The 23,337-nt window shown below is 74.8% G+C and carries 20 protein-coding genes and 1 pseudogene; 4 read left to right on the top strand and 17 right to left on the bottom strand.

The window, feature by feature from the left end; all coding sequences use genetic code 11:
* Positions 1-27: 27 nt before the first annotated feature.
* Positions 28-276: a hypothetical protein gene (locus ACIPYQ_RS15715; RefSeq protein WP_401251038.1), complete on the bottom strand. Its 249-nt coding sequence runs from the start codon at positions 274-276 to the stop codon at positions 28-30.
* Between the two features lie 151 nt (positions 277-427).
* Positions 428-556 (bottom strand): annotated as a pseudogene (locus ACIPYQ_RS15720) (glycine radical domain-containing protein); the annotation flags it as partial.
* Positions 557-678: 122 nt separating this feature from the next.
* On the opposite strand from ACIPYQ_RS15720, the gene ACIPYQ_RS15725 reads away from it, so the two are divergent.
* Together ACIPYQ_RS15725 and ACIPYQ_RS15730 are read left to right on the top strand one after the other, a co-directional pair.
* A complete protein-coding gene (locus ACIPYQ_RS15725) occupies positions 679-1,827 on the top strand; it encodes a low temperature requirement protein A (RefSeq protein ID WP_401251041.1) in 1,149 nt (382 codons plus the stop codon).
* Between the two features lie 171 nt (positions 1,828-1,998).
* Positions 1,999-3,246: a cytochrome P450 gene (locus ACIPYQ_RS15730; protein WP_401251044.1), complete on the top strand. Its 1,248-nt coding sequence runs from the start codon at positions 1,999-2,001 to the stop codon at positions 3,244-3,246.
* 84 nt (positions 3,247-3,330) lie between these two features.
* Here the strand turns inward: ACIPYQ_RS15730 and ACIPYQ_RS15735 are convergent, their stop codons facing one another.
* The gene (locus tag ACIPYQ_RS15735) at positions 3,331-3,825 is read right to left on the bottom strand and encodes a DUF5949 family protein (protein WP_033223804.1); all 495 of its coding nucleotides are present in this window, start codon (positions 3,823-3,825) and stop codon (positions 3,331-3,333) included.
* A gap of 57 nt (positions 3,826-3,882) precedes the next feature.
* Positions 3,883-4,482, bottom strand: coding sequence for a hypothetical protein (locus tag ACIPYQ_RS15740; protein WP_361759883.1), 600 nt, complete (start codon positions 4,480-4,482; stop codon positions 3,883-3,885).
* 171 nt (positions 4,483-4,653) lie between these two features.
* Between ACIPYQ_RS15740 and ACIPYQ_RS15745 the strand changes: the two genes are divergently transcribed.
* Positions 4,654-5,121, top strand: a complete 468-nt coding sequence (locus ACIPYQ_RS15745) for a DUF6299 family protein (protein ID WP_401251048.1) — start codon at positions 4,654-4,656, stop codon at positions 5,119-5,121.
* A gap of 140 nt (positions 5,122-5,261) precedes the next feature.
* Here ACIPYQ_RS15745 and ACIPYQ_RS15750 read toward each other — a convergent pair whose 3' ends face one another.
* The 5 genes from ACIPYQ_RS15750 to ACIPYQ_RS15770 all read right to left on the bottom strand — a co-directional run bounded on the left by ACIPYQ_RS15750 (position 5,262) and on the right by ACIPYQ_RS15770 (position 10,721).
* On the bottom strand, positions 5,262-5,429 hold the full coding sequence (locus tag ACIPYQ_RS15750) for a hypothetical protein (protein ID WP_361759877.1): 168 nt from the start codon (positions 5,427-5,429) through the stop codon (positions 5,262-5,264).
* A 71-nt stretch (positions 5,430-5,500) separates the two neighbouring features.
* Positions 5,501-7,588 carry a SpoIIE family protein phosphatase gene (locus ACIPYQ_RS15755; RefSeq protein WP_401251051.1) on the bottom strand — a complete coding sequence of 696 codons (2,088 nt, stop codon included), beginning with the start codon at positions 7,586-7,588 and terminating at the stop codon, positions 5,501-5,503.
* A 12-nt stretch (positions 7,589-7,600) separates the two neighbouring features.
* On the bottom strand, positions 7,601-7,885 hold the full coding sequence (locus ACIPYQ_RS15760; protein ID WP_401251054.1) for a hypothetical protein: 285 nt from the start codon (positions 7,883-7,885) through the stop codon (positions 7,601-7,603).
* A 24-nt stretch (positions 7,886-7,909) separates the two neighbouring features.
* Positions 7,910-9,211 (bottom strand): NAD(P)-binding domain-containing protein, encoded by a 1,302-nt coding sequence (locus ACIPYQ_RS15765; protein WP_401251840.1) that lies wholly within the window; start codon positions 9,209-9,211, stop codon positions 7,910-7,912.
* A gap of 67 nt (positions 9,212-9,278) precedes the next feature.
* The gene (locus ACIPYQ_RS15770) at positions 9,279-10,721 is read right to left on the bottom strand and encodes an ATP-grasp domain-containing protein (RefSeq protein WP_401251057.1); all 1,443 of its coding nucleotides are present in this window, start codon (positions 10,719-10,721) and stop codon (positions 9,279-9,281) included.
* Positions 10,722-11,015: 294 nt separating this feature from the next.
* Here ACIPYQ_RS15770 and ACIPYQ_RS15775 point away from each other — a divergent pair, with 294 nt between their 5' ends.
* Positions 11,016-12,740 (top strand): glycosyl hydrolase, encoded by a 1,725-nt coding sequence (locus ACIPYQ_RS15775; RefSeq protein ID WP_401251060.1) that lies wholly within the window; start codon positions 11,016-11,018, stop codon positions 12,738-12,740.
* A 5-nt stretch (positions 12,741-12,745) separates the two neighbouring features.
* Here the strand turns inward: ACIPYQ_RS15775 and ACIPYQ_RS15780 are convergent, their stop codons facing one another.
* The 8 genes from ACIPYQ_RS15780 to ACIPYQ_RS15815 all read right to left on the bottom strand — a co-directional run bounded on the left by ACIPYQ_RS15780 (position 12,746) and on the right by ACIPYQ_RS15815 (position 23,318).
* Positions 12,746-13,888, bottom strand: coding sequence for a GNAT family N-acetyltransferase (locus tag ACIPYQ_RS15780; RefSeq protein WP_401251063.1), 1,143 nt, complete (start codon positions 13,886-13,888; stop codon positions 12,746-12,748).
* A complete protein-coding gene (locus ACIPYQ_RS15785) occupies positions 13,885-14,748 on the bottom strand; it encodes a lipopolysaccharide biosynthesis protein (protein WP_401251066.1) in 864 nt (287 codons plus the stop codon). The genes ACIPYQ_RS15780 and ACIPYQ_RS15785 overlap by 4 nt, the downstream gene beginning before the upstream one ends.
* 47 nt (positions 14,749-14,795) lie before the next feature.
* Complete coding sequence (locus ACIPYQ_RS15790) at positions 14,796-16,139, bottom strand: glycosyltransferase (RefSeq protein ID WP_401251069.1); 1,344 nt, start codon at positions 16,137-16,139, stop codon at positions 14,796-14,798.
* On the bottom strand, positions 16,136-16,915 hold the full coding sequence (locus tag ACIPYQ_RS15795; protein WP_361759860.1) for a polysaccharide deacetylase family protein: 780 nt from the start codon (positions 16,913-16,915) through the stop codon (positions 16,136-16,138). The genes ACIPYQ_RS15790 and ACIPYQ_RS15795 overlap by 4 nt, the downstream gene beginning before the upstream one ends.
* Complete coding sequence (locus ACIPYQ_RS15800; protein ID WP_401251843.1) at positions 16,905-18,674, bottom strand: lipid II flippase MurJ; 1,770 nt, start codon at positions 18,672-18,674, stop codon at positions 16,905-16,907. Before ACIPYQ_RS15800 ends, ACIPYQ_RS15795 begins: the two co-directional genes overlap by 11 nt.
* Positions 18,675-19,147: 473 nt before the next feature.
* Positions 19,148-20,575: an O-antigen ligase family protein gene (locus tag ACIPYQ_RS15805; protein ID WP_401251072.1), complete on the bottom strand. Its 1,428-nt coding sequence runs from the start codon at positions 20,573-20,575 to the stop codon at positions 19,148-19,150.
* Positions 20,575-22,113 (bottom strand): exopolysaccharide biosynthesis polyprenyl glycosylphosphotransferase, encoded by a 1,539-nt coding sequence (locus ACIPYQ_RS15810; protein WP_401251075.1) that lies wholly within the window; start codon positions 22,111-22,113, stop codon positions 20,575-20,577. The genes ACIPYQ_RS15805 and ACIPYQ_RS15810 overlap by 1 nt, the downstream gene beginning before the upstream one ends.
* Positions 22,110-23,318 carry a glycosyltransferase gene (locus ACIPYQ_RS15815; protein ID WP_401251078.1) on the bottom strand — a complete coding sequence of 403 codons (1,209 nt, stop codon included), beginning with the start codon at positions 23,316-23,318 and terminating at the stop codon, positions 22,110-22,112. The genes ACIPYQ_RS15810 and ACIPYQ_RS15815 overlap by 4 nt, the downstream gene beginning before the upstream one ends.
* Positions 23,319-23,337: the final 19 nt, after the last annotated feature.

Raw genomic sequence — 23,337 nt, forward strand, 5'->3', positions numbered from 1 at the left:
CATTAGGCCGAACGAGGTCGACCGGGGTCAGACCGCCGTCAGTCCCCGCGCCGCGAAAACCGCCCTCGCCGCGGCCATCTGCTCCGCCGTCGGCGACGGGGTGTCGTGCAGGGTGAAGTTCATGTCCAGCGCCTGCCACTTGCCCTCGCCGAGCTTGTGGAAGGGCAGCACGTCGACCCGCGAGACGTTGCCGAGGGAGCCCGCGAAGGCGGCGACGCCCTCGATGTTCTCGCGCGCGTCGGTGAGGCCCGGCACGAACACGAACCGCAGGTGCACGTCCTTGCCGAGGTCCGCGAGGCGCTGCGCGAAGTCCAGGGTCGGCCGCAGCGGACGGCCGGTCCCAGGAGTGCACCGAGCCCTCGCTGGGCCGCCGGGGTGGCGGCGCGGGCGGTGTTCGGGCCGAGGAGGACGGTCATGGCGGGCACCCCTAGAGCGATCCGTGGAAGGTGCGGTTCAGCACGTCGAGCTGCTGGTCCCGGGTGAGCCGGACGAAGTTCACCGCGTAGCCGCTGACCCGGATGGTCAGCTGCGGGTACTTCTCGGGGTGTGCCATGGCCAAGGTCCCGTCACCCGCAGTGCGTTGGTCGCGCCCGGGGCAGCCGCCGCCCGGGGCACAGGGGCGCCGCCGGCAGCGCGTCCGGCCTGCCGGAGGCCGGTCCCTCTGCTCTCCTGGCCGGTATGGCCTACTCCCCCATGACCGCCCGCAGCCCCGACGAGGACCACCGCGCGGCCACCCCGCTGGAGCTGTTCTTCGACCTCTGCTTCGTCGTCGCGATCGCGCAGTGCGGGCAGCGGCTGGTGCACTCGCTGGCGGAGGGCCATCCCGTCACCGGGGTGATCGGGTACTTCTTCGTCTTCTTCGGGGTGTGGTGGGCGTGGATGAACTTCACGTGGTTCGCCTCCGCCTACGACTGCGACGACGTGCCGTACCGGATCGCGACCCTGGTGCAGATCGCCGGTGTGCTCGTCTACGCGGCGGGGGTGAGCCGCGCCTTCGACGAGAACGACTGGAAGGTCGCCGTCGTCGGCTACATCATCATGCGCGTCGCACTGACGGCGCAGTGGCTGCGGGCGGCCTCCGGGGAGACCGGCACGGCCCGCACGTCGGCGCTGAAGTACGCGGCCGGCCTGGTGCTCTGCCAGCTCGGCTGGGTAGCGCTGCTGTTCGCCCCGGACGACTGGAAGCGGTGGCTGTTCCTGGTCGTGGCCGCCTGCGAGCTGCTCGTTCCGGTGATCGCCGAGTACGGGCACCAGACGCCCTGGCACGCCCACCACATCGTGGAGCGGTACGGCCTGTTCACCATCATCGTGCTCGGCGAGACGATCGCCGCGAGCACGGTCGCGGTCAAGTCGGCGCTCGACGAGCACGAGGCCCTCGACCTGCTCCTGCCCATCGCGGCGGGCGGGCTGCTGATCGTCTTCGCCGCCTGGTGGATCTACTTCGCCGTACCGATGCACGAGCACCTGACCTCCAACCGCGAGGCGATCCCATGGGGGTACGGCCACCTACTGATCTTCGCCTCGGGTGCGGCGATCGGCGCCGGCATCGAGGTGGCGGTGGAGCACGCGGTCCACAAGGCGCACGTCTCCCAGCTCGCCGCCAATGCGGCCGTGACGGTTCCGGCCGCGCTGTTCCTCGTGATGGTGTGGCTCCTGCACTCCCGCCACTTCAAGCGCGGGCTCGCCGAGCAGCTGGTGCTGCCGGTCGCCGCCGTGGTGACGCTCGCGTGCGCGTGGACGGGGCCGTACGCGGTGCTCTGGGCGGGCCTGGTGTCGACCGCGACCGTGGCGGTCGGCGTAGCCCTGTCGTCCCGGACGCTCGATTGACCTGCGGCGCCGTTGCCGGGCTCTGCCCGGACCCGCGCCTCAAACGCCGGCGGGGCTGAAGTTCAGCCCCGCCGGCGTTTGAGGCGCTGGGGGTCCCCCCGGACGAAGTCTGGGGAGGGTTCGGGGGCGGAGCCCCCGCAACCCCCGAACCCCCGCCGCCGTTTCCAGGCCATGACACTCCCCCCACAACGTCCCGGCGAAGACCCCGGCAGGGAATTGGCCGAGGCCGGCTTCTGGCAGCAGCCCCCCGCCCACCGTCTCGCCGCCTTCGCCCGCCTGCGGGCCGTCGGCTCCCCCGTCTTCGTCCCCGAAGGGCCCGGGCACTGGGCCCTCGTCCGGCACGCCCAGGTGCAGGAGGCCAGCCGGCTCCCCAAGGTCTTCGCCAGCGCCCCCGGTGTGACCACCCCCGAACCGGCCCGCTGGGTCCGTGCGCTGTTCGGCGACTCGATGGTCAATCTGGACGGCGCCGACCACGCCCAGCTCCGCAAGATCGTGCAGCGGGCGTTCACGCCCCGCCTGCTGGCGGCCGCGGAGGAGGACATCCACGCGGTGGCGGCCCGCATCGTGGACGACGTACTCGCCGACGAGCCGGACGAGTTCGTCTCGGCGGTGGCCTCCCGGCTGCCGCTGGACGTCATCTGCAACATGATGGGGATCCCCGAGCACTACCGCGCCGAGATCGCCGACCGCGTCAACCACGCCTCCGAGAACATCGGCGTGGAACGGGGCCTGACGGCCCGGCTGCGGATGCCCGGGCGCGGGCTGCGCGCGCTCGCCCGCATGCAGCGGATGGTGGCGGGCATCGGGCGGGAGCGGCGCAAGAACCCCACCGACGACCTGATCTCGGCGCTGGTCTGCGCGAACGTGGACGGCCAGGCCCTCGGGGCCCGCCAACTCGGCGCCTTCTTCTCCCTCTTGATGGTCGCCGGGGTGGAGACCACCCGCAATGCGATCACCCACGGGCTGACCCTGCTCACCAACCACCCGGACCAGCGGGACCTGCTGCTCTCGGACTTCGAGAAGTACGCGGACGGCGCGGTGGACGAGATGATCCGCCACTCGACGCCGATCATCCAGTTCCGCCGGACGGTGGCCGCCGAGCACACCATGGACGGGCACGTGTTCCGGCCGGGCGACAAGGTGGTGCTGTACTACGCCTCCGCCAACCGCGACGAGGCCGTCTTCCCCGACCCCGACGCCTTCGACATCACCCGCTCGCCCAATCCGCACCTGGGGTTCGGCGGCGGCGGCCCGCACTTCTGCCTGGGCGCGCACCTGGCCCGGGTGGAGATGAAGGCGCTCTTCCGCGAGTTGCTCACCCGGCCGGTCGGGCTGCGCGCGGTGGGGCTGCCGGATCTGGCGGGGTCGAACTTCGACAACCGGGTCCGCTCGCTCAAGTTCGCCTTCGAGCGCCCCTGACGGGGCCCGGCAAGGAGAGGGACCGGCCACCGGGCAGGCTGGGAGCCCGGCGGCCGGAGCGGTGGGACGGCGCCCCCGGGACGGCTAGCGCTGCACGCGCCGCACGGCGAGGACGCAGTGGGCGCTGCTGGTGAGCACCGATTCGTCGCCCGCGAACGCCTGCAGGGTCTCCGGCGCGACCGGCTGGCCCGGGACGGCCTCCGGCCAGGCGCGGGTGGCGAAGAGGAAGTACGCCTGCCCGCTCTCGTCGGCCGCGGCGACCCACTCGTCGGGGGCGGTGCAGCGCGCGTTCATCCCGGGCAGGGTGAGCGCGATCTGGTTGCCCTCCAGCAGGATCTGCACGGGGAAGGTGGCCGCCTTGAGGGTGCCGTCCATGACCACGTCGCCGATGGGCAGGCCGATCTCCTCCAGCAGCCCGCGGGCGGCCGCCTCGCCGGCCTCCCGGCCCTTCGGGCCGTCGCCGAGGGTGTAGGCGAGGAGGTACGGGATGTCGTGCGCCTCTTCGGGGTCGCCGATCCAGGCGAGCACCGAAAGGGTGCCGAGCTGGGACCGGTCGATTTCGGCTTGAGTAGAAGTCATGCGCCGCACCCTAGTGGTCCCGCCCCCGGGCCTTTCACGGCCTTTCACCCGGGCGGGCTAGACCGCCCAGAATCCCTCTCCGGAATTCGCCCGCATGTTCGCGTCCTGGTACTGGAGGCGCACAATGCGCGTGTTTTCCGGGATTTCGAACACCACCCATCCTTCGGCCCGCTCACCCACCTCCAGGGAATCGAAGACGAGCGGTTTGCCGGTGGTCAGCTCACCGGTGGACACCACCGGGTGGCGCCGCCCCGCGCTGTCGTGCGCCCACATGCGTCCGAGGGCCCCGTACGAGGTCCCGCCCACGTTGACGAAGGACATCTGGGCGGCGACCCAGCGCTTGCCGGCGGGCGGGGCGTAGTTCTTCTCGACGCTGATCGCGGGGTCCACGTACGAGGCCAGCACGGCCTGGAGGTGCCGGCCGACCTGGGTGCCGTCCACCCGGACGGAGTCACCCACATGGGCGGCCTTCACGGCGGTCCGTACGGGGGCCTCCGCGCCCGGCGCCCCGTCGTCCACCGGGACGGCGGGCGCCACGGCCGGGGCGAGCGCGGCCTCCTCGGGGGCGCTCTGGCAGGCCGTGGCACCGAAGAGGAGGAACGGGAGGAGGGCGGCGGCGAGGACGGGGGTGTGGCGGCGGGCGGCGGACTGACGCATGCGCGGTCCCTTCGGGATGTATTTCGGTCAGTCTCACGCGCCCGAGCGGGCAATTGCACTCACCGACACGAGTTCGCCCGGGGAGTGCGTGCGACCGGTTGCGGCCAACTGCCAGCACAATGCGTTCCGGCGGATTCCCGCCACACGGATCCCACTGGAGGAAGAATGCTCATGTCCGGCCGCCGAATGGCGCTGGCAGCTCTCTCCGCACTGGCCGCCACCACGGTATTCACCGTCCCGGCCGGGGCCACCGTTTTCAACCAAGGTATTTCCGTACATCATGACGCTCACATCGAAGGGGACGGCGGCGTCATCCTTTCCGGCACCTACCACTGCGAGCAGGCGTCACCCTCAGGGGCGATGCAGATCAAGGCGACCGTCGAGCAGGACGGCACCCAGCTGAGCATCAACGCGGAGCAGCCCGTCTGCGACGGCACCGAGCGCAGGTGGGTGGCGCACGCCCCGGGCCGCGTCGAGGGCCTGCCGGTCGGCGCGCTGGGCCTCGGCGAGCGCCTGCACGCGGGCCACGCGCAGGTCACCGCGGAGCTCCAGGAGATCCACCTCTCGGGCCTGATGCCGCGATCGGTCGCCACGGTCGCCCAGGACACGCAGGACGTCGAGGTCCGCGCCGGGCACTGAACGGCGGCGGGCCCGTGGCAAGCGCCCGTCCCGTCCGGTAGCCGCCGCTACCGGGACCGGGCGCTCGGGGCCAGGCCCGCCCGGCAGACCCGGTCCGCCCGGCACAGCGGCCTACGGCCGCACCCGCACCCCGACCGCCGTCAGCGGCACTCGGGGGCCACGTCCGTCATCGACATGAAGGCCACCGACCGGCACTCGGCGTCCGCGTGCGGACGCCCCGTCGTCCAGTCCACGACGGTCGGCGCCCCGGCCGCCAGCAGGACCACGGCCAGGACTCCCGTCACGGCGGCCCTGCTCAGCCCGCGCACAACACGATCCGTTCCATGGACCGCATCATCACCCCGCCTCCGGCGCCCCACAACCCGGGGTGACCACCCGGTCACCCGGTGCTCCGGGGGCTGCCGCCGACGGTGAACTCGCACCACACCGCCTTGCCGTCGCCCCGGGACTCCACTCCCCAGTGCGTGGCCAGCGCGTCCACCAGCAGCAGCCCGCGCCCCGTGGTGGCCGCCTCGCCCGGGCTGCGCCGGCGCGGCCACACGCTGGAGCGGTCCTTGACCCACAGCCGGATCCGCCGGACCGGCTCCGGCAGCACCTCCATGGTCAGCACCGCCCCGCCGTCGGTGTGCAGGAGGGCGTTGACCAGCAGCTCCCCGGCCGCCAGCTCGACGTCGTCGGCCAGTTCCGGCATGCCCCAGTCGCGCAGGGCCTGGCGCAGGGCGTAGCGGGCCTCCGAGAGGCCCTCCGGGTCGGCCTGGTGGACGTACTGGTGGATGCGCGGCGCCCGGTGGGTGCCCGGGTCGGGGGCCCGGCGCAGCACCAGCAGGGCCACGTCGTCGCCGGAGCCCCAGCGTTCCCAGAGCCGGTCCGAGAGGTGGTCGGCGAGCGCCTCGGGCGCTTGCGGGCCGCTGCGCACGGCCTGCGCCAGGGCCGCCATGCCCTGGGTGATGGTCGTGCCCGGCTCCTCCACCAGGCCGTCCGTGCACAGCACGAGGGTCTCCCCGGGGACCAGGTCGAGCCGGGTCTCGGGGAACTCCTCGTGTTCGAAGGCCGAGGCCAGCCCCAGCGGCAGGCCGCCGCGCACGTTGGGCCAGCCCGTACGCCCGTCCGTGTGCCGGATCAGCGGGCCGAGGTGGCCCGCGCGGACCGCCCGTACGCCTCCGGTCTCCAGGTCCACCTGCGCGTACATGCAGGTGGCGAAGCGCTCGGTGTCCAGTTCGGCGAGGAAGCGCGAGGCCCGGGCCAGCACGGTGGACGGCGGATGGCCCTCCCCCGCGTACGCCCGCAGCGCGATCCGCAGCTGGCCCATGATGGCCGCCGCGTGGGTGTCGTGGCCCTGTACGTCGCCCACCACGATGCCGACGCGGTCCCGGGGCAGCGCGATCACGTCGTACCAGTCCCCGCCGACCTCCCGCCCGCTCCAGGCGGCGTGGTAGCGGACCGCGATCTCGCCGCCGGTGATCTCCGGGATCCGGCGCGGCAGCATGGCGGCCTGCAGACCCGTCGCGAACTCCCGCTCCTGGTCGAAGAGGAGCGCCCGCTGCAGGGACTGGGCCACGATGCCGGCCAGGCCCAGGCACAGGTTCCGCTCCTCCGGGCTGAACTCGCTGCGCCGCCGGTAGAAGAGGACCAGCCCGCCGATCGCCTTGGCCTGCGCGATCAGCGGCAGGTAGGCGGCCGCGTCGAACCGGATCCGGTTCAGGTAGTCCGCGAGGAGCGGGAACTCGCCACCGAGCTCGGCGAGCGAGGTGACGAAACGTGCCTGCCGGGTGAGCACCGCGTGCGACAGCGGCAGCGAACCGTCCAGCCGGGTGAACCGCCGCTCGCTGAGGATCTCCAGCGACTCCCCGCTCAGCGCGATGATCTTGATGGTGCCGCCCTCGACCAGCCCCAGGGCCAGCCCGTCCGCACCGAGCCGCTCCAGCGCGCCCGCCCCGGTCAGCGTGGCCGTGACGTCGTCCACCGTCACCGCCCGCGACAGGGCCTCCGTGGTCCGCTGCACGATCGTCGTCTGCTGGGCGCGCGCCGCCTCCAGCTTGCGCAGCAGCGTCGCATGGGCCAGCTCGGCCGTCGCGTCGCGGACGATCCCCACGATGCGCTGCGGCTGTCCCTCGCCGTCGCGCATGACCCGGCCCGAGGTGTGCGTCCACTGGTCGAGGCCGTCGCGCCGCTGCACCGTGAAGTACGCGCCGTACGTGTCCCCGCCGCTCTCCAGGACCCCCGCGATGGTCTCGGTCAGCCGGACCCCGTCCTCGGGGCGGATGTGCAGCCCGACCCCCTCCGGAGTGCCGTCGAACTCCTCCGCCCCCAGGTCGAAGACGGACATCGCGGCCTCGTCCAGCGCCACCGTCCCGGCACCCAGGTCCCACTCGAAGCTGCCCATGCCGTTCAGCGCGAGCCGGTCGCCGGGCGCGGTCACGGGGGGACGCCGGACCGGCTCGGGTCCCTCGCGCTCCGCCGCTGCCACCTTCGACACCACCTAACGGCCGGGCCAGCACGGCTGCGAGATCAGCCGCTCCCACTCCTCGTCAGGATGCCCCGGAAGGGTGCGCCCGGCCTCCCGCCAGCGCTTGACGACCGAAAGGTAGATGGTGGGCTGGTCGGCCGACGGGGCCGTCACGTACGGGCCCGCGTACGGACCCCCGTACGGGCTCGCGTGCGGGGCACGTTCGAACCCGCCGGACCTCGCCGTCGTGGCGGGCTGTTCCGCGCGGCTGGCGGGAATGCGTACCCAGCCGCGGCCCTGTGCTCGCTCCGCGCTCATCACGGACCCCTCTCACCGCGGATCTCACCGCAGATACGTCGTCGGATGCCCTGGGGGTACCCCCGGTGGAGGCCCGGGGGAAGCAGCCCGGTCGAACCGGGCGACACCGGTGGAGCCCGGCCGCGGGCCCCGGGCACCGAGGCGCTTGCGGACTCCTCCCACCAGTCTCCCCGCCGTGAAGCCCGCACCGTGCACGAATCGCATGGAAGGGCCGAATGAGGGAGCCGCCAGCAGCCCCGCGAAGAACAGTCCGGGCCACGAGGACTCGAAGCCGGGACTCAGCTCCGGCGCCCTGGTGTTCCCCACGGTCTCCAGTCCCGCCCGCAGCCCCGCGTCGAGCAGCTCCAGCCGGGCCAGGTCCGGGACGAAGCCGGTGGCCGCGATGACGTGGGCGACGTCCAGGACCACGGATTCCCCCGCCCGGCTGGTCAGCCCGAGCCGGGTCCGCCCGCCCACCGCGACCGCCCGCTGCAGCCGGTGCCCGAGCATGACGGGAACGCGCCGCTCGAAGCGGTCCCGCAGCCACCAGGCGCCGGCCGGGCCCAGCGCGGTGGCCGCGATCCGCTCCCGGGTCGACGCGGGCAGCCTGTGCACCGCCCCGGGCAGCTCCGACCACACCCAGCTGCGCCAGCCGGTGCCGAGGCCGCTGTGGGGATCGCGCAGGGCGCGCAGCGCGGGCCGGTCCAGGGGCTGGGGGACGGAGTTCCAGTTCAGCCGGGAACGCCGGGCGACCAGGCACGGCCGGGCGCCCTGCTCGGCCAGCAGGGCGGCGGTCTCCAGGGCCGCCTGCCCGGCCCCGAGCACGGCGACCTCGCGGCCGGCGAAGCGGGTCAGGTCGCGGTGGCCGCTGCTGTGCGAGTAGTGGTCGGGCGGGAGCCCGGCCAGCCCCTCGGGGTGGTGGACGAAGGGCATCACCCCGACCGCGAGGGCGACCGTACGGGCGAGCAGGGGCGGTCCCTCGGCGGTGCGGACGCGGAAGCCGTCGCCCTGCGGGGTCACCTCCGTGACGGTCACCTCCTCCACCTCCGGCGCGGACTGCCGGGCGAACCACATCCCGTACGCACTGAACGTGTCGATCGGCAGCGGAGTGCCGTGTTCCGCGACCAGTCCGCGCGTGGCGCAGTAATCGGCCAGGGTGTGCCGCCCGTCCGGCGCGGACAGATTGGAGGACCATGGCTCCGACTTCAGGTACATGCCGTCGGGCATGTGGTCGCGCCACGAGGCCATGGGCCGGCCCAGCAGCCGTACGCCGAGCCCCGCGCCCGCCGCGTGCGCGGCGATGGACAACCCGTACGGGCCCGCGCCGATCACCACGAGATCGTCGATCCGCGTCACGGCCGCTCCTCCAGCTCGATGGTCACCGGCCCGGCCCGGTCCGCCGCGCCGGCCGTGGTCAACGCGTCACCAGCTCGTCCGGCTCGGCCGACGCCTCCGGCGGTACGGGGCGGGAGGCGGGCGCGTTGGCGGGCCCGGCGGCCGGCGCGGTCGCCGCCTGCTCCCCGCCGCGCTGGCGGGGCGTACGGACGACCGCGCGCGCCGTGCGGCGGCCCTGCGCCGGGACCCCGCGCAGGACCCGCACCCCCTTGCCCGCACCGCGCCCCAGGAAGGCGGCGAGCATCGCCAGGAACGGCCTCAGGTCGTCGGCGGCGAACCAGGCCGTCTCGACACCCCCGCCCCGCCCCGGCCGCACGGGCCGGCCCGCCGGCACCGGCTGCGCACCGGCCGCCGCGCCGTGGTGGTCCGCGCCGTGGTGATCCGGGCCAGGCTCCGGCTCCGCCGCCCGCCCCGGGCCGGTCCGCTGGCCGGCGACCACCGGCGGGACCTGCTCCGCGGCGCCGTCGCCCCGGCCGGCCGCCGCTGCCGGAGCCACGGAACCCACCACCTGCTCCGGCGCCCGGCGGCGCGGCAGCGAGCCGCCCCGGACCGCCGCCAGCAGCGCGTAGTTCTCGGCGACGAACACCCGGCCCGGACCGCCCGAGGGCTGCGGGACCCGTTGGCCCGTCAGATCCAGGTACATCGCCTGGACCACGTCGAGTCCGGCCGCGTCCGTGAACAGCCTGAACTGCGCTCCCGGACGGGGGTTGAAGTCCACCAGCCGGAAGCACCCCTCCTCGTCCCGGCGGAAGTCCAGGTCCAGGATCCCCTGGTAGCCCAGCCGTTCGGCGAGCCGCAGCGCCGCCTCCTCGACCGCCGGATCCGGCAGCCAGCGCCCCACCGCCGTCAGCCCCGTCCGCACCGGCCACGACAGCTCCTTGCGGCCCGATCCCGCGAGCAGCGGAAGACCGCCCCGGGTGAAGGCGCCGTGGAAGAACCAGTCGGTGTCCGGACCGGCCGGCAGGAACCGCTGCAGGAGCAGCCGGCTGCCGGCCTCGGCGGAGCGTTCATACAGCCGGCGCGCGTCGGCGGCGGTGTGCACCAGCGTGGTGCTCCGCAGCCCGTCGGCCCCGGTGGGCAGCAGCCAGGGCCGGCTCCACTTGGCGACCACCGGCAGGCCGAGCCGCCAGGCCGCCTCGGCCGCCTCCGCCCCGCTCGCCGGGATCACGGTCTCCGGGTGCGGGACGTCCCAGCGCGAACAGAGCCGCGACAGCTCGGCCTTGTCGGCCACCCGCGCGGGCAGGTTGTCGGGCTGATGGGGAATCCGGAACCGGTCGCGGAGCATCGGCGCGACCCGGGACACGGCGATGGCGCTCAGGTCGTCCATGGCGATGAGCACGGCCTGACGGCCGATCCGCTCCGACACCCCGGTCAGGCACTCCAGCAGCGCCTCGGGCGCCTCCGGGTCCAACCCGCCGGCCGGCCCCGCGTGCACGGCGCGCAGGTACCGCGAACGCCCCATGGGACCTCCCCCGGCCTCGACGACGGCATGGACCTCCACGCCCTTGCGGCCAAGGGATCTGACGGCGCCGAGGGTTCCGTGGTGGAACGGATTCCGATCGAGTCTGAGCACAACGGCGGGCACATGGTTGAGATACGCGTGCATGGCAACGGTGTCTTTCACCTAGTCGGACCAAGCGGGGGTGGTGTGCACCTGCTAATGGCCTACGCGGTAGTCACCGAACAGGCCATTCGTCAGATCTGATGCCTAACGTCTTTGGTAAGCACACCGATTCAGGAAAGCTCGGGAGACGCCATGCCCAGACCACGCCGCCGACTGGCGAGCACCTGCATCGGTACGGTCACGGCCGGACTGCTCGCCACCGGAGCCGCGCTCGCGGCCCCCGGCGAGGACCGGTCCGAGGGCGCGGACATCGCCATGGGCGCCTATCTCGACTACGGGCCGCCCGGAGTGGCCCGGATCCCTCACCTGTCGGACTGGCTGGGTGGCAAGGAGATCCGGGTCGGACACACCTATCTCCCCGGTGACCAGTGGGCCGGCATCGAGGGCAGGGTCCCCTTCCTGGCGGACTGGGCCGAATGGCGCCGGGCCGAGGACGACCGGATGTTCGTCCTCAACGTGCCCATGCAGGAACGGAACGAGGGCCGCGTGCCCGACTACGAGGTGGCCCGGCTGATCGCGGCGGGCGCCGAGGGTCAGTACGACCGGCACTTCAAGAGGCTCGCCGAGCGGCTGGTGTCGCTGGGCGTCCCGGACACGGTCATCGTGCTCGGCTGGGAGATGAACGGCGTCACCTACACCCACCGCTGCGCGCCGGACCCGGAGAACTGGAAGGCGTACTGGAGGCGCATCGTCACCACGATGCGCTCGGTGCCCGGGCAGGAGTTCACCTTCGACTTCGCTCCGAACAGAGGTACGGACGCGATCGGCTGGACGAGGTGCTACCCCGGCGACGACGTGGTCGACGTCATCGGCATGGATTCGTACGACCAGGCCCCCGGCAAGACCTTCGACGACCAGATCACCCAGCCGTACGGGCTCCAGCACCACGTCGACTTCGCGAAGGCACACGGAAAGAAGATCTCGTACCCGGAGTGGGGGCTGTTCCGGCGCGGGGACAACCCGGAGTACGTACGGCGCATGCTGAAGTGGATCGGGCAGCACAAGCCGCTCTACCACACCATCACCGACTACTGCCCGCACGGCGTGTGGCAGTGCAAGCAGAACCCTGAGTCCGCGAAGGTCTTCCGCGACGCGCTGATGCCCGAGCGGCCCGGCCCGGTGATCCCGACCCCGGTGGTGCCCACGCCCGTGGTCCCGACCCCGGTGGTCCCGACCCCCTTGGTGCCCACGCCGGTCGTGCCCACGCCGGCGGTCCCGACCCCGCAGATCCCGACGCCCTCGGTTCCCGTGCCCGGGATCCCGACGCCCCAGGTCCCCGCGCCCGAGATCCCCAAGCCCTCGCCCGTGACCCCGAGCCCCGTGGCCCCGAGCCCCGTGACGCCGGGCCCGGTGACGCCGAGCCCCGAGGTCCCGCGCCCGGTGACCCCGAGCCCGCTCGTCCCCACGCCGGCCGTCCCGAGCCCCGAGGTCCCGGCGCCCGTCACTCCGAAGCCCGAAGTCCCGGCACCCGTCACCCCGAAGCCCGAAGTCCCGGCACCCGTCACCCCGAAGCCCGAGGTCCCGGCGCCGGTCACGCCCAGCCCGCTCGTCCCGACGCCGGAGGTCCCCACTCCCGAGGTCCCCGAGCCCTCGCCCGTGGCCCCGAGCCCCGAGGTCCCGGTCCAGTCGCCCACGCCCCCGGCCACGCCCGTGGCGCCCTCGCCGGTCGTGCCGAAGCCCGAGCCCACTCCGCCGAAGCCCCTGCCGCAGCCGGAGCCGCAGCTGCCGCCGCTCAACAGCTCGCAGTGGTGCGTGCCGCTCAACTTCGGCGAGTGGCTCTCCAAGCTGGTCGGCAGGCAGTCGGTCTGCGTCAAGATCGACTGGGGCAAGGACTCCGGCTTCTTCTGGCCCTTCTAGACGGGTCATCGCACCCGCAGTTCGTTGAGCCGCGCCCGCCAGTCCCTGGCGGCCGGCAACGCCTCCCGCAGCGCGCCCACCGCCCGCTCGCGCCCCGTCACCTGCGACTCGTGCAGCCGCAGCAGGGGCGCGAGCGCGGTCGTGGCCAGCAGGAACCGCTGGTTCACGACCGTTTCGGGCCGCCAGTGGTTCTTGTACGGCTCGTTGCCGCGCAGGAAGCTCACCACCGGCCGGCCCTCGGCGAGCGCCCGCCCGGCCTCGTAGCGCAGCAGCAGCGTCGCCACGTCCACCTTCCGCGTCCGCAGGTCGGGGTCGGCCCCGTAGAGGTAGCCGCCGCTGAGCCCGGACGACAGCAGCGTGACGTTGGCCGCCACCACCTTCCCGTCCAGCCGGAACTCCGTCAGGCGGCCCTCCCCCGCCCGCACCATCCGCCGGGTGGCCCGGGTCAGGTGCTCGGCGAAGCGGGGCCTCAGGTGCTCGGGGGTCACCCCGCGGCCGCGCCACTGCTTCTCGTGGAGCCGCAGCAGGCTCCGTACGGCGCGCGGCACTTCCTGCTCGGTGACCTCGTGCTCCTCGATCCCGGCCGCGTCGGTCTTGCGCAGCTTGGCCCGCACCCGCTGGGCGCCCGACGCCGGCATCCGTTTGACCAGTTCGTCGAACGGCAGCGTGGGCAGCTCCATGCAGGTGGAGTCGGCGAGCCGGCTGGAGACCCCGGGCCACTGCCGGTACAGCTCCTCGGCCGCGGCCCCGGGACGCACTTCCCGCAGGTCGACCACGGCCCCGCGGGCGGCCCGGTGCAGCCCGCGGGCCAGCGCCGGGACGACCTGGTCGGCGTACTCCGCGGCCACGAGCACGTCGGAGTAGTCGGTGATGGGGCCGCCGAGCGGCACCAGCAGCGGCATCGGCCGGTGTACGAGCATCAGCGCGGCCGCGCCGACCAGTTCCTCGCCGCGCCGGACGAGGACGATCCGGAGCCGGCCGTCCTTCCCGTACGACAGCCACCAGGAGTGCAGCCAGGCGTGGCTCTGGAAGGGGGTGGCGGTGGGACAGCCTCGGAAGAGCCGGTTCCACGGCTCCTCCAGCGCGGCGAACTGCCGGGGGTCGCGGCACAGCGTCACCGACAGGGCCCCGGCGGAGCCCGAACTCATCGCACGGACTCCTTCTCCTTGGCCGAGGTGGGCTCACCCTGGGCGGGGAGCGAGGCGTACTCCTCGACCGGGGCCGTCACCGCGGGCTCGGCCGGGGACGCGGCCACGGCCTGGACCGGGGCCTGGACCTGGGCCACGGGCCCGTCCGCGTGCTCCTCGGGGCGCCGCGTCCGGCCCGGCCGGGCGAGCAGCCACAGTCCGCCGAGCAGCCCGCCGGCGCACATCCCGACGGCGCCGCTGATGGCGGCGGACGGGGAGGCGGGCTCCACCGGGGCCACGGCCTGGTTGAAGAGGAGCAGCTGGACCCCGGTGTTCTTGGCGGCCTGATTGCTGCTCAGCGACAGGGCGTCGGCCACCGCGTTCGCGACGTCGGCGGCCTCGGACGGGCTCTTCGAGGTGCCCGTGATGGCGATCATCGGGGACTCGGGCGAGGTCTCGGCCCGCACCTGGGTCCGCAGCTGCCGGGCGGTGATGCCCGCGCGGGGCTGGGCGTAGGCGAGGGTGGGGCTGCTGGTGGCGATCCGGGCGTAGGCCTGCGCGAAGCCGAGGGCGGTGGCCGGCTCGGTGGTTTCGTCGGGCACGGCGACGACATAGCTGGTGGCGGCGTACTCGGGGGCCTTGAGCACCCCGTACGCCCCGCCCGCGGCCAGCCCCAGCACGGCGCACACGGGCAGCGGCCACCACGCGGGCGCCGCCGGCAGCCGCCGCCGGGACTTCTTCTCGGAGCGGTGGTCCGGCTTCCTCTCGGCGGACCTCCTCGGGGACTTCCGCTCGGGCTTGGGCTCGGACTGCTCGGACCTCGGCTCGGGCCTCTGCTCGGACTTCTTGTCGGACTTCTTCTGGTCGGCGGTATCGGCCATGAGCGTGCTCGCTTCCTGGGTGGAGGGTGGTTCGTGGAGGGGGCGGATCAGCCGGTTCCGGTCGGGTTCTCCGCCGGTCCGGGTCCGACCGGCTTGCGCCGGGCGCCGACGACGGTGGCGGTCGCGGCTCCGGCGCCGGGCACCCGCCCGGGCACCGGCGCGCCCGGGACCGACGGGTCCGAGGCCGACGGGTCCGGGACCGACGGGTCCGGGTCCGAGGGGCCGGCCGGGCCCGGAGCGCCCGGGCCCCGGGCGACCCCGGCGGTGCCGGGCGCGGCCGAGAGGGCGAGGTCGTACACGTCCAGCAGCTGCCGCGCGCTGCGGGCGATGTCGTAGCGGCGGACCACCGGCGGCGGGGGCAGCCGGCGCGCTCCCGCCTCCATGTGCCCGCGCAGCGCCGCGACCAGTTCCTCCGTGCCGGTGCCGATGCGGCGGGCTCCGGGGGCCTGGGCGGCCGGCAGGTCGTCGATGGCCGGGCAGGTCACGTGCAGGACGGGGAGTCCGGCGGCCAGCGCCTCCACGACCGCGAGCCCGAAGGCCTCCTCCCGGGACGGGGAGACGAAGACGTCCATGGCGGCCAGCAGCGCCGGGATGCCGGGGGTGCGGCCGTCCGCGCTGTCGCCCAGCGGGTCCCGCTCCCCGAGCAGGTGGATCCGGCTCTGCGCGCCGAGCTCGGCGGCCAGCCGGCGCAGCCCCGCCCGCTCCGGCCCGTCCCCGGCCAGCAGCAGGTGCGCCCCGGGCAGCGCGGCCACGGCCCGTACGAGGACGTCGAACCGCTTGCCCGGGACCAGCCGGCCGACCCCGCCGACGACGAAGGCGCGTTCGGGCAGGCCGGTGCGGGCCCGGGTGGCCCGCCGGACGCCCTCCTCGAAGCGGAAGCGGACGGCCTCGATCCCGTTGGGTACGACGTGTACCCGCGCGGCCGGCACCCCCCACCCCTCCAGCCGGGCGGCGACGGTGTCGGACACGGCCACCGTCGCCGCGCCGAGGCGTTCGCTGGCCAGGTACAGCGCCCGTACCCCGCCGGACAGCGGCCGGCCCTCGATCTCGCCCTCGCCGAGGGAGTGTTCGGTGGCCACGGTCGCCTTGGCGCCCGCGAGCCGGGCCGCGAGGCGCCCGTACACGCAGGCCCGGTACAGGTGCGTGTGCACGAGGTCGTACTGGCCGCGCCGGATGAACCGCACCAGCCGCGGCAGCGCCCCCAGGTCCCGGTTGCCCCGCATCCCCAGGTGCACGACCCGGACCCCGTCGGCGCGCAGCCCCTCGGCCACCGGCCCGGGGTTGGTGAGCGTCAGCACGTCGCACTGCATCGGCATGTGCCGCAGCAGCAGCCGCAGTTGCTGCTCGGCGCCGCCGACGCCGAGGCCGGTGATGATGTGCAGGGCCTTCACCGGCGCACCGCCCGGCGACGCAGCTCCTGCGCCTGGTGGCGCAGCTGCTTGATGCGCAGCCGGGCGCCGCCGTCGGCCTGGCTGACGTGGGTGCGCGGCAGGGCGTGCGGGCCGGCGAGCCGCCCGGGGTCGATGGCGCAGGCGTAGCCGTAGCCGGCGGCGCGGGTGGCGTCGACGACCCGGGCGTCGAGGTGCCCGTACGGGTAGCAGAACCCTTCGGGCAGGGCTCCGGTCAGCTCGCGCAGCAGGTCGCGGCTGCCGCGGAGCTCCTGTTGGAGGACGTCGTCGGTGGCCGCGGTGAGGTCCTGGTGGAGCAGCCCGTGCGAGCCGATCTCCTGTCCCGCGTCGGCGACTTCCCGGATGCCCTCGGCGGTGAGCAGGGACTTGCGCGGCCCCAGCGGGTCCCACACGTTGTCCACGCCGAGCCGGCCGGGCAGGACGAAGAGGGTGGAGGTGCAGTCGTAGCGGCGCAGCAGCGGCAGCGCGTGGGTCAGGAAGTCGGTGTAGCCGTCGTCGAAGGTCAGCCCGACCAGACCGGCGCCGTGGCCGGCCGCGCGGGCCCGGAGCAGTTCGCCGACCGAGACCCCGCGCAGGCCGCGGGAGCGCAGCCACACCAGCTGGGCCTCCAGGACCTGCGGGGTGACGGTGATCCCGTACGGGTCCTCGGCGGGGTCGGTGAACTCGGCGACCGAGTGGTACATCAGGACCCACGGCGAAGCGGTCCGGCGGGCGGGGACCAGCACGGCGGCGGGGGCCGTGTCGGTGTCAGCGGACATTGCGGAACCTCTGCGTGAACTGGGAGATCTGACCGGGCAGGGCGGTGACTTCGAGGGCGCGTATGGCCATGCCGGTGGCTCCGAACATGGCCGGGACGAGCAGGCAGCCGAGGGCTGCGCTGAGCATCGGGTCGGGGATCATGGGTCCGGCGATCCAGCCGGTGACGCAGGCCGCGACGGCGGCCACGGCGAGCCGTCCGATGCTGACGGCGACGCGGCGGACCTGGATGGCGATGATCCGCGAGCCGAGTCCGGTGAGCAGCAGGGCGGCGGTGGTGGAGATGCCGGCGGCGTTGGCGGCGGCGATCCCGTAGGTGCCCCACCAGCCGACGGCGAAGGCTCCGGCCACGATGTTGACGAGCAGTCCGGCACCCATCGCGAACGCCGGGAACCAGGTGGGCCGGGCGGTCGAGAAGAAGGGCCGGGACAGTGCCCCGACGAGGCAGTGGCCGAGCAGTCCGAATCCGTAGACCCGCATGACGGAGGCGGTGGCGAGGGTGTCCTGGTGGGTGAAGGCGCCGCGTTCGAAGAGGACCTGGATGATCTGGGGCGCGTATCCGATGACGAGGGCGGTGCCCATGAGGACGGCGAGCGAGGCCAGGGCGAGGTCCTGCTCCACCCGGCGCCGGGCCTTCTCCAGCTCCCCGCCGGCCATGGCCTGGGCGACGACGGGGAAGGTGACGGTGCAGATCATCAGGGAGAGCACCATCGGCATCTGCGCGACCTTCTGCGCGTAGTTGAGGTGCGAGATCGCCCCGGGCGGGAGCGAGGCGGCCAGGAACCGCTCGACGAGCACCTGCGACTGCCGGAAGACGGCGAAGAAGATCACGGGGGCGATGACCCCGAAGGCGATGAGGGTGGGGCGGTCGCGGTCGCGCTGGCTGCGCGGGGCCCGCTTGGCGCGGCGCGGGCCGAAGCCCACGTTGCGGATGAAGGCGGGCAGCTGGACGAGGACCATGAGCAGTCCGCCGACGGCGACGCCCGCGGCGGCCGCCCGCACGCCCCACAGGGCGTGCAGGGCGAGCATGGTGCCGATGATCCCGACGTTGTACGAGACGTAGATCGCTGCGGGCGGTACGAAGGAGCGGTGCGCCCGCAGCGCGGCGCTGAAGTACCCGGCGATGCCGAAGGAGATGACGGTCAGGGCCGTCATCCGGGTGCACTGGACGGCCAGTCCGGGGTCGGGCAGGCCGGGCGCGAGCACGGCGACGACCGCCGGCGCGGCCACGATGAGCACGGAGGCGACGGCGGCCACGAACACGGCCAGCCGGGGCAGGGTCGCCCCCACGAGCAGCCGTACGGGGTCCTGCGCGCGGGCCTCCTGACGGGTGAGGCCCGCCCGGCTGGCGGCCCGCCGGGCCAGGGCGTGGCTGAAGGCGGGCACCATCAGCAGCGCCATGGCGTCCTCGATGAGGAGCGTCGAGGCCATTTCGGGAACGGTCCAGGCGATCAGGAAGGCGTCGCTGTCGTGCCCGGCCCCGAAGAGGTGCGCGATGGTCTGGTCGCGCACCAGCCCGAACACCGCCCCGGCGGCGGTCAGCCCGGCGGTGACGGCGGCGGCCTTCGCCAGGAACCGCCCGAGCGGCGGACTCCCGCCGGGGGTGGCGGGATCGGGCAACTCGGCGGACCCGCCCGTCCGGCTGCCGCGGGGGGTGCCGGGTACGGAAGGCCCGCCCGCGCCGCGGGCCCGGCCGGACCGGCCCCTGATGGGTGCGGCGGGTGTGGAGGACTCGCCCGCGCGACGGACGTGGCCGGGCATGCCACCCGCCGGCGCCGGGGCTTCGGGCGCGTCGGCCGGGGCGCCCGTGGCTCGCGCCGCCACCCGTACGCTGCTCCTTCCCGAGGCGCCGCCCGGATAGCCGGCGGAGCCGAACACGGGCTGCCGCACGGCCGGCTCACCGCCGGGCACGGCCCCGGCGACGAACCCGGGATCCACCGGACCCCGCGCCCGCCCACCCGACGCCACGGGGGCTCCGGCCGGACGGGACGCCGCTGCGGCGCCGTTGCGGCCCGGCAGCGCCCCTGCGACGAACCCCGGGTCGGCCGGGAGGGGCGCGGTGGGAACTCCCGCCGGGTCCGGTCCTCCGCCGGGGCGGCCGGTCACGGGTGCGTTCCTGGAGTACGCGGCGGAGCGGGCATCCGTCGCGCCGGGGTGTACGGGGGCACCCGGGACACGGGCGGGGCCCGCCCCGGCCGGAGGGCCGGAGGCGGGCCGCCAGGGCGTGGTGTCCGTCACGGGCGGGCCAGGGCTTCGGGGGCGCTGCCCCGTGAGCCCGCGCCGGGGGCCGGGGCGGGGGCGCCTCGCTGCCGGCCCACGCCGGCGACGGCGGGGCCGGGCCGGCCCGCGAGCTCCGGGGAGGGCAGCGCCCACCAGGCCGCCAGGCCGATGATCACTCCGGTCAGCACGGTGGACGGCCCCCCGATGTCGGCGTAGAGGAAGTCGGTCAGCTGCCACACGAACAGCCCCGTCGCGATCAGCCCGCAGTCCCGGATCGCCTCGCCGGCGGCGAGCCTGCGCACCCCCGCGACCAGCAGCGCGGCCCAGCCGCCCGCCAGCGCGATCAGCCCGATCAGGCCCTGCTCGCTGAGGATCAGCAGGTACATGTTGTGCGGCGAGAGCAGCGGCTGGCGGAGGTACGCCTGCCCGGCGCCCGCGGTGTCACTGCCGGAGGAGAGCCCCAGCGAGGCGTGGCCGTCGCGGTGGGCGGGGAAGCCCTTCAGGCCCACCCCCACCGCCGGCCGCTCGCGCCACATCGACCCGGCCGCGGCCCACATCGTGTAGCGGTCGGTCACCGACTGGTCGGGGGCGCTGGAGACCTGGGTGATGGAGGTCAGCCGCTCGGCGACCATGGCGGAGCCGACGCCGAGCCCGCCCACCAGGACCACGCCCGCCGCGGCAAGCGCGAGGAGCACCTTCAGCGCCCGCCGGATCCCGGCCAGCAGCATCACCAGCACCGCCGCGCCGGCGGTGGCGATCCACACGCCCCGGCTGAACGACAGCACCAGCGGCAGCACCAGCACCAGCGCCGCACCCCCGGCGATGCGCCGGACCCGCCGCGGCAGCCCCGGCGCCAGCGCGGCCGCGGTCGCCACGACCAGCCCGTACGCCACCACGGTGGCCATGCCCATGACGTCACCGGGGCCGAAGGTGCCCACGGCCCGGACGTTCTGGCCCTGGTAGGAGGCCCCGGTGTGGGTCACGTACTGCACGACCCCCACCGCGCCCTGCACCAGCCCGAGGACCACGAAGCACCCGGCGGCCAGCCGGAACTCCGCGGCGTCGCGCACCAGCAGCACCACGGCCGCCGGGACGAGCACGAAGACCTGGAGGTAGCGCACGAACCCGGGCAGGGCCGCGTACGGATCCCCCGCGGTCATCGTCGCGATGGCGAGGCCCACGGCCGGCGTGCCGAGCACGAGCACGCCCAGCGGGGTCAGCGTCCGCACCCGGCCGCGCAGCGCCTGCACCGCGCAGACGAACGCCAGCAGCAGCGAGGCGGCGTCGGCCGGGCCGACCTTCCCGGAGGCGGTCGCGTCCCCCGCCGGGAGCGGGGCGAGCAGGAACAGCACGGTCGCGGCCAGCGGCAGCAACGGCCAGTGCCGGCGCAGCAGCCCCGGCAGGCCGGGCCGGGCCCGGGGAGCGGAGAGGGCGAGGCTCATCAGCTGCCCCCCAGCCGGAAGCGGAAGAAGGAGGCCGCGGTGCGGGCGAGGATCCACAGGTCCTGCCACAGCGACCAGGTGTCGATGTAGTGGTTGTCGAAGCGGGCCCGGTCCTCGATGGAGGTGTCCCCGCGCAGGCCGTTGATCTGGGCGAGGCCGGTGATGCCGACGGGCATCCGGTGGCGGGCCTCGTAGCCGGGGTGGACGGTGGAGAACTTGGCGACGAAGAAGGGCCGTTCGGGGCGCGGGCCGACCAGGCTCATGTCACCCCGTACGACGTTCCACAGCTGCGGCAGCTCGTCGAGCGAGGACTTGCGCAGGAAGGAGCCCACCGGGCTCATCCCGCGGTCGCCCGCGACGGTCCAGCGGGTGGCGGCCTCGTGCTCGTCGGCGCGCAGGGTACGGAACTTCAGCAGGGTGAAGGGGCGCCCGTACAGGCCGACCCGCTCCTGCCGGAAGATCACCCCCGGCCCGTCCCAGAGCCGTACGGCCAGCGCGCACAGACCCATCACGGGGGCGGCGGCGATCAGTGCGACCAGGGCCAGCACGGAGTCGATGCCCCGCTTGGCCCAGCGCTCCAGCGGCCGGGCCGGGCGCGGCAGCAGCGGCTGCACGGCGTACCCCCACAGCTGGTCGGCGGGGTGCGCGAGGCGCATCCCGGTGACCTTCGCGGTGCCGGCCGGGTCGGCGAGCCACAGCCGGCAGCCGTGGTCGTGGAAGAGCCGGACCAGGGAGGCGGTGCGCTCGTCCGCCTCGGGCGGGCGGGTGAACACCGCGTGCCGCACGGAGTTCTGGATGACCGCGCGCCGGATGTCCTCGTGGGTGGCGAGGTACGGCAGGGCGCCGCTGTCGGCCTCGGAGGCGGCCTCCGTGTCGGCGAGCCCGACCGGGCGCAGCCCGAACTCGGGGCGGCCGTGCAGGGCGGCGGCCACCGCGCCCGCCCCGGCGCCGGGTCCGACGATGAGGGCGGAGGCGGGCCGGCGTACGGCCGCGCGGCGCTGGAGCTGGTTGACGAGGCCGCGTCCCGCGCAGACCAGGACGACCTGCAGGCAGACGGCGGTGAACAGGGCGTTCCAGCCCAGGGACCGCACGGGGTCGACGGCGGCCAGTACGGCGGCCGCCCCGCACCACAGGACGGCGGACCGGGCGGCCAGCGCGGGCAGTTCGAGGAGTGCGGAGGGGGCGAGCCGCGGCCGGTACAGCCCGGCCTGCGCGTGCAGCGCGGCGAGCAGCACCGGGAGGGCGGCGACGACCGGCACCGCGTAGGGAGCCTGCAGTGCCGGTCCGGGCAGGGTCGTCGCGGTGAGTACGGCGGCCAGCGCGTCGGCGGTGAGCAGCGGCAGTACCCGGCCGCGGCGACGGACCCGCTGCGGGCGTACGGCGGACCTGGCCTGGTCCGTCCTGGGCCCGCGCGGGGGGTGGATGGCGGTCGCGGAACGGCGGGCCGCCGCGTGTGGCGCGGGCGCGAAGGCGCTGCCGCCGGCGGGCCCCGTGCCGCCCTGCCCGGTGTGCCGGGCGGGTGCGCTGTCCATCGTCATCGGCTGATGCGCTCCTGGTTCAAGGGCCGGGGCCTGCCCAGCAGTTCGTGGTACAGGCCGGTGACCGCTTCCGTGGTTCGCCGCACGTCGAAGTCGGTCCGGGCGTGCTGACGGGCCTGCTCTCCCAGTTCGGCGAGGAGCCGCGGCTCGGCAAGCAGCCGCCCCAGGGCCTTGGCCAGCGCCGTCGGGTCCTCCGGCGGCACCAGGCACAGGCGTCCCTGGCCGGGCGGCAGGCTCTCCCGGGCGCCGCTGACGTCGGAGACCAGGACCGGGCGACCGCAGGCCATGGCTTCGAGCGGGGCGAGCGCCATGCCTTCCCACCGCGACGGCAGTACAACGAGATCGGCGGCCCGAAGCCACGGTCGGATGTCGTCGGCGGCGCCCGCGAAGTGCACGCTGGTGCCGGACAGCGCCGCCGTGCGGCGCAGTCGTTCGGTGTCGGGGCCGTCGCCGACGAGGGCGAGGTGGGCTCCGGGGACGGTGCCCAGCAGCTCCGGCCAGGCCCGCAGCAGGATGTCCTGCCCCTTCTGGTGGCAGATCCGGCCGACGCAGACGGCGAGCGGTCCGCCGCCTGCCAGGCCGCGCCGGAAGGCGGTGGGCAGCGGCAGTTCGGCGCGGGCCCGGGCCCTGTCCTGTCCGGGGTCCGGCCCGCCGGGGCGGAAGTGGTCCAGGTCCACGCCGTTGCGGATCACCGACCACCGGGCGGTGATGCCCTCGGTCTCGCCGGCGCGGCGTTCGGCCTCGCTGACACAGAGCACCCGGTCGGCCCAGCGGGCCCCGTACCGCTCCCAGCGCAGCGCGAGCGCGGCGGTGGCCCCGCCGACCGCGTCGAAGGACCATGCGTGGGGCTGGAAGACGGTGGGCACGGCGCCGCGCACGGCGAGCCGCCCGGCGAGTCCGGCCTTGGCGCTGTGGGCGTGCAGCAGGTCGGGCCGCACCTGACGGAGCAGCCGCCGGGCGCCGATCAGTTCGGCGGGCAGCCCGGGCCCGGGGGCCCGCCCGGCCCGCCAGGTGAGCACTTGGGCCCCGGCGGCGCGGGCGGCGTCGCCGAGGGTGCCGCCGGGCGGGCAGCCGACGACGGTGCGGAGGCCGTCGGCGGTCTGTGCGCGGACGAGGTCGGTGACGACCCTGGCCACGCCGCCGTCGACGGGCTGTACGAGATGGAGGACGGTCGTGGGCTGTGCCGCCCGAGGTTGTGTGGGCACGTGGAGTGGTCTCCTACGT

Origin of the sequence: Streptomyces sp. NPDC090045, from assembly GCF_044747975.1 — a bacterium.
Classification (GTDB): Bacteria; Actinomycetota; Actinomycetes; order Streptomycetales; family Streptomycetaceae; genus Streptomyces.

Coding starts and splice junctions, on each gene's coding strand:
- ACIPYQ_RS15785 (WP_401251066.1), bottom strand. CDS start 14,748: ATGGCCGATACCGCCGACCAGAAGAAGTCCGACAAGAAGTCCGAGCAG.
- ACIPYQ_RS15740 (WP_361759883.1), bottom strand. CDS start 4,482: ATGCGTCAGTCCGCCGCCCGCCGCCACACCCCCGTCCTCGCCGCCGCC.
- ACIPYQ_RS15795 (WP_361759860.1), bottom strand. CDS start 16,915: ATGTCCGCTGACACCGACACGGCCCCCGCCGCCGTGCTGGTCCCCGCC.
- ACIPYQ_RS15730 (WP_401251044.1), top strand. CDS start 1,999: ATGACACTCCCCCCACAACGTCCCGGCGAAGACCCCGGCAGGGAATTG.
- ACIPYQ_RS15805 (WP_401251072.1), bottom strand. CDS start 20,575: ATGAGCCTCGCCCTCTCCGCTCCCCGGGCCCGGCCCGGCCTGCCGGGG.
- ACIPYQ_RS15775 (WP_401251060.1), top strand. CDS start 11,016: ATGCCCAGACCACGCCGCCGACTGGCGAGCACCTGCATCGGTACGGTC.
- ACIPYQ_RS15745 (WP_401251048.1), top strand. CDS start 4,654: ATGTCCGGCCGCCGAATGGCGCTGGCAGCTCTCTCCGCACTGGCCGCC.
- ACIPYQ_RS15800 (WP_401251843.1), bottom strand. CDS start 18,674: ATGCCCGGCCACGTCCGTCGCGCGGGCGAGTCCTCCACACCCGCCGCA.
- ACIPYQ_RS15810 (WP_401251075.1), bottom strand. CDS start 22,113: ATGACGATGGACAGCGCACCCGCCCGGCACACCGGGCAGGGCGGCACG.
- ACIPYQ_RS15725 (WP_401251041.1), top strand. CDS start 679: ATGGCCTACTCCCCCATGACCGCCCGCAGCCCCGACGAGGACCACCGC.
- ACIPYQ_RS15735 (WP_033223804.1), bottom strand. CDS start 3,825: ATGACTTCTACTCAAGCCGAAATCGACCGGTCCCAGCTCGGCACCCTT.
- ACIPYQ_RS15760 (WP_401251054.1), bottom strand. CDS start 7,885: ATGAGCGCGGAGCGAGCACAGGGCCGCGGCTGGGTACGCATTCCCGCC.
- ACIPYQ_RS15770 (WP_401251057.1), bottom strand. CDS start 10,721: ATGGGGCGTTCGCGGTACCTGCGCGCCGTGCACGCGGGGCCGGCCGGC.
- ACIPYQ_RS15780 (WP_401251063.1), bottom strand. CDS start 13,888: ATGAGTTCGGGCTCCGCCGGGGCCCTGTCGGTGACGCTGTGCCGCGAC.